A 3,501-nucleotide genomic window follows, 5' to 3' on the forward strand; every position below is an offset into this window, starting at 1 on the left:
CTACAGTTGCTGGCGGCAAGTCTTGCATTTCATTCACTTCATCGGCGTATTTTTTCAAGTCGGGGTGCTTCATGATTACTTGTCTAGTGGTTGTCTAGTGGTGGCCGATCGCACTTCACGACGATCGGCAATCTGTCTTACACGGTCTTACCGCTCACAGCATCCTTAAACTGCTTGCCTGGAGAAAAGGCTGGCACAGTAGTAGCTGGGATTCTCAAAGGTTCCATAGTTTTAGGGTTTCGACCGTCGCGAGCTTTGCGTTCCCTCGCCTCGAAAGAGCCAAAACCTACTAGCGTTACTTTCTCACCGTCCGCCACCGCGGCGGTGACTGAATCAATAAAAGCGTCCAGCAGTGCATTTGCTACTTTCTTGGTGGTGTCGGCCTTAGTTGCCAGCAAGTCCACCAGTTCTCCTTTGTTCATAAGTGCGATCGCCCTTTAGTCATTAGTTGTTAGTCATTAGTTATTAGTAGCGCAAAACCAGCACCCGACGGCGATGCTGGTTTCTGTTGCGGTTATTCTGCGAGGTCTTCCCCGCCGTTGCTATCGTTGGATGATTCTGTTGCTTCGTCTAGTAGGTTACTAGCTTCTGCTTCTGCTGCTGCCATTTGCTGCTGATGCAACTCTTTGAGCCTGCGGAAATTGTTCAGCTTGTGCTCATATTCTTTGACCTCTTCTCGATACCAGACGATGCACTCATTCGACTTGACCAGTTGTTTCTCAGCATCGTCTATGAGTTGGTCAAGCATTCCCCCAACGGCGTAACTAAGGATATTTCCCTCCTCGCTACCTTTTCTATTAGGTGAGATGCGCTGAGTCCCAGTTCCCGTGCTAAGTCGTCCAGCATTTTGATTGCTGTCGGTGTCAATCCGTAAGTCTTTGTTGTTTTTAGTTCCCCGTGGGGCTTGTGCTTGGCTTTCCGCATAGGTTTCAGTCATAACGTCCCTCTTAAAGTAGCAGAATCTTAACTAAGATGTTGACAGCATTTCAATTGAAATAGTAATATTGTTATAACATCTTAGTTAAGATGCTTGCAACCCTGCATACCCTTAATGTTGGCGGGTGAGCGCCCCTCACCCTTTCCCCAAAACCTATGTACACCCTGGAACAGCTTCAACAGAAAAATCTCAAGGAATTAAAGGAAATCGGCTGGCAACTGAATGTGGTACCAGAAGGCGACAGACGATGCCGCCAAAACTGGATAGATGCACTCATTGGCGTGCAGCCCCCGCTGCTGCAACTGCTGGAAGTTCCCCCCGCGGCCCAAGTCGAACCGGTTGAGGCGATCGAACCAGTAATTGATAATGCCTTTGACGCGGAGGAATTTCGGCAGACTCACGATGCTGAGATTGAAAGCTATTTTCAAAGTCTCATCGAAGTTCAAGCCCAGGAGCCGATCGAAGTTCAACGCCAAGAGACACGTTTCAACCTTGATATCTGTTGGGTAGTGGACGCTGAGGATCACTTTGTTGGTTTTCTCCCGGTTCCCGCTGATGAGTATCTCAGTGGGCGTAGAAGTTTTGCGGCTAGACCTGGCGATCGAGTTGTCGAGCCTGGCTCAGTGATTATCAAGCCGATCGAAGTTCAAGCCCAGGAGCCGATCGAAACTCCCCCCGGTGTCGAGTCCAAATTCGGCCGCATGGTTTATCCCCGCCCGATCGCACAAAAGCCAGATGGAAATAAAACTGACAAAACTGATACCGACAGAATTGGAACTGCAAGCCCTGGACTACATCACTCACGCATTGATACCGCCGAACCAGATGCAAGTAGCAACAGCTTTAAAAGTGAGGTGGATAGATGCCAAATACGCGACCAATTTCTGGCGATATCCGGGGATAGTGAAAGAGATTGGCGGCCGGCTTTACCCGATCAGTCGCTTGAATTAACAGCCTTAAACGATGAACAACCGCCGAACCGTGGCGATGGCAAGGGACGGATTGAGCCAAAATTGAGCCAAAGTGCGATCGTACCAGCGGCCAAAAATTCCCCCGGTGTCACTCGCAAAACTTCAACAGCCCATCAACTTCTGGAGTTGTTCAAATCCTCGGCAGTCATACTTGATGATTCCCCCGTTGGTGAAACTGAGGCAGAATTGCTCGAAAGTGCGATCGTACCAGCGACCGAAAATCTCCCCCGATCTGAATCCGATCCAAATCCGATCTTGACGGGGATTCGTCTGTCTGATACGTTTCTCGCTCGCTATTCCCCGCCTCAGCCTGAGATTATCCACTATCAATCCGATCCCGACGGGCAACTGAGCCTGCTTAACTTTGAAGTGGAATCGGTGGACGAGCCGCCAGACCCAGATGACTTTCCCAGCATCGATGCTTTCAACGAAGCGATGGCTCGCTGGGATGCCGAAAACTCTGAAGCGCTTATGGTGTCTATGGATTCGATGTGCGAGTGGGCCCCGTGTCCGGCAGAATGGTACGAGCCGGAACCATCCGAAGTGATGGAGGTTGCGCCGAGCTCCGATCATTTGCTTAGCAGCTCCGATCATTACGAAGGTCGCAAGTGCTGGAACTTTTCAATCCCCACTTTTGACGCTTGGTGCGATCGCGCTGCGCGACAAACTGACACCGACGAACCGCCCGACACAGGGAGTTTTGCTAAACTGCCGGGGCCCAAACCCCCCAAGTTTCCGCCGATGAGTGTTGCCAAGTGCGATCGGGCAAACAGTATCAGGAAGTTTGCCCGCGGTGCAATATGTGCGATCGGGCGAGCTCCACCGGGAGGTGATGCGATGCACTAGCGATTGCTTGCATAGAGCTTTAGACATGAAGAACTTATCTCCCATATCTCGTTTGCGCGATCGTCTTGGACGTTAGGGCGATCGCTTCCTCCCACATAACCCTTAAACAATTTCGAGCAAACTCATGAAAATCACCCAAATCGGCTTTGGATACACCAAAAATTTAGGCAACTACGAAAATTGCAAAGTGTGGCTAGAAGCCCATCTAGAAGATTGGGAAGATCCTTCAGAAAGCCTTGATATCCTTCGCACTAGAGTGGCCGAAGAACTGGAATTGCCCTACAAATGGCACGAACTTAAACACCAGTTGGCGAAGCAGCAGGCATCCATAGAAACATTCAATTCCATAATCGAATCTAAGAAAATTCAGTTAGCTAAAGCCGAGGAGGCTTGGGATAACTTCGCAGAGTTTCTCACAGCTCACGGCGTCGATCCGGTCACGCTGAAGATTGAAAATTTCGCTGCGACTAGAGCCGATCACTCAGTTGTTCCTCTTGCCAAATATGTAGCAGATGATAGCGCCGAATTGGCATTCGGGGAACGCGACACATCGGATGATTATGACGACACCCGGTGGAATCCCGACGATGACGATGACGATGACGATTACTGACAACAAACTTATCTCGTAAGCGAAGACGACACTATTACCCCCTACTTTTAATGCAACTCACCGCCGACTTCAACGATATTTACTGGGAACCGCCTGAGACCGAATATCAGCCACTTTTAGACTTTGAATCCGAA

The 3,501-nt window shown here is 49.9% G+C and carries 4 protein-coding genes; 2 read left to right on the forward strand and 2 right to left on the reverse strand.

The genetic code is table 11. The features are described 5' to 3' along the window. Nucleotides 1–137: 137 nt before the first annotated feature. Both QUA43_RS30535 and QUA43_RS30540 read right to left on the reverse strand, forming a co-directional pair. Nucleotides 138–422, reverse strand: coding sequence for an HU family DNA-binding protein (locus QUA43_RS30535; protein ID WP_333379500.1), 285 nt, complete (start codon nt 420–422; stop codon nt 138–140). 92 nt (nt 423–514) lie between these two features. Further along, entirely contained in the window at nt 515–937 is a 423-nt protein-coding gene (locus QUA43_RS30540) for a hypothetical protein (protein WP_333379502.1), read from the reverse strand. A 155-nt stretch (nt 938–1,092) separates the two neighbouring features. On the opposite strand from QUA43_RS30540, the gene QUA43_RS30545 reads away from it, so the two are divergent. Both QUA43_RS30545 and QUA43_RS30550 read left to right on the forward strand, forming a co-directional pair. Continuing rightward, nucleotides 1,093–2,754, forward strand: a complete 1,662-nt coding sequence (locus QUA43_RS30545) for a hypothetical protein (protein ID WP_333379503.1) — start codon at nt 1,093–1,095, stop codon at nt 2,752–2,754. A gap of 124 nt (nt 2,755–2,878) precedes the next feature. Beyond that, complete coding sequence (locus tag QUA43_RS30550) at nt 2,879–3,367, forward strand: hypothetical protein (RefSeq protein ID WP_333379506.1); 489 nt, start codon at nt 2,879–2,881, stop codon at nt 3,365–3,367. Nucleotides 3,368–3,501: the final 134 nt, after the last annotated feature.

The organism is Microcoleus sp. N9_B4 (genome assembly GCF_036701635.1).
Lineage (GTDB): Bacteria > Cyanobacteriota > Cyanobacteriia > Cyanobacteriales > Microcoleaceae > Microcoleus.

Coding starts and splice junctions, on each gene's coding strand:
- QUA43_RS30535 (WP_333379500.1), bottom strand. CDS start 422: ATGAACAAAGGAGAACTGGTGGACTTGCTGGCAACTAAGGCCGACACC.
- QUA43_RS30540 (WP_333379502.1), bottom strand. CDS start 937: ATGACTGAAACCTATGCGGAAAGCCAAGCACAAGCCCCACGGGGAACT.
- QUA43_RS30545 (WP_333379503.1), top strand. CDS start 1,093: ATGTACACCCTGGAACAGCTTCAACAGAAAAATCTCAAGGAATTAAAG.
- QUA43_RS30550 (WP_333379506.1), top strand. CDS start 2,879: ATGAAAATCACCCAAATCGGCTTTGGATACACCAAAAATTTAGGCAAC.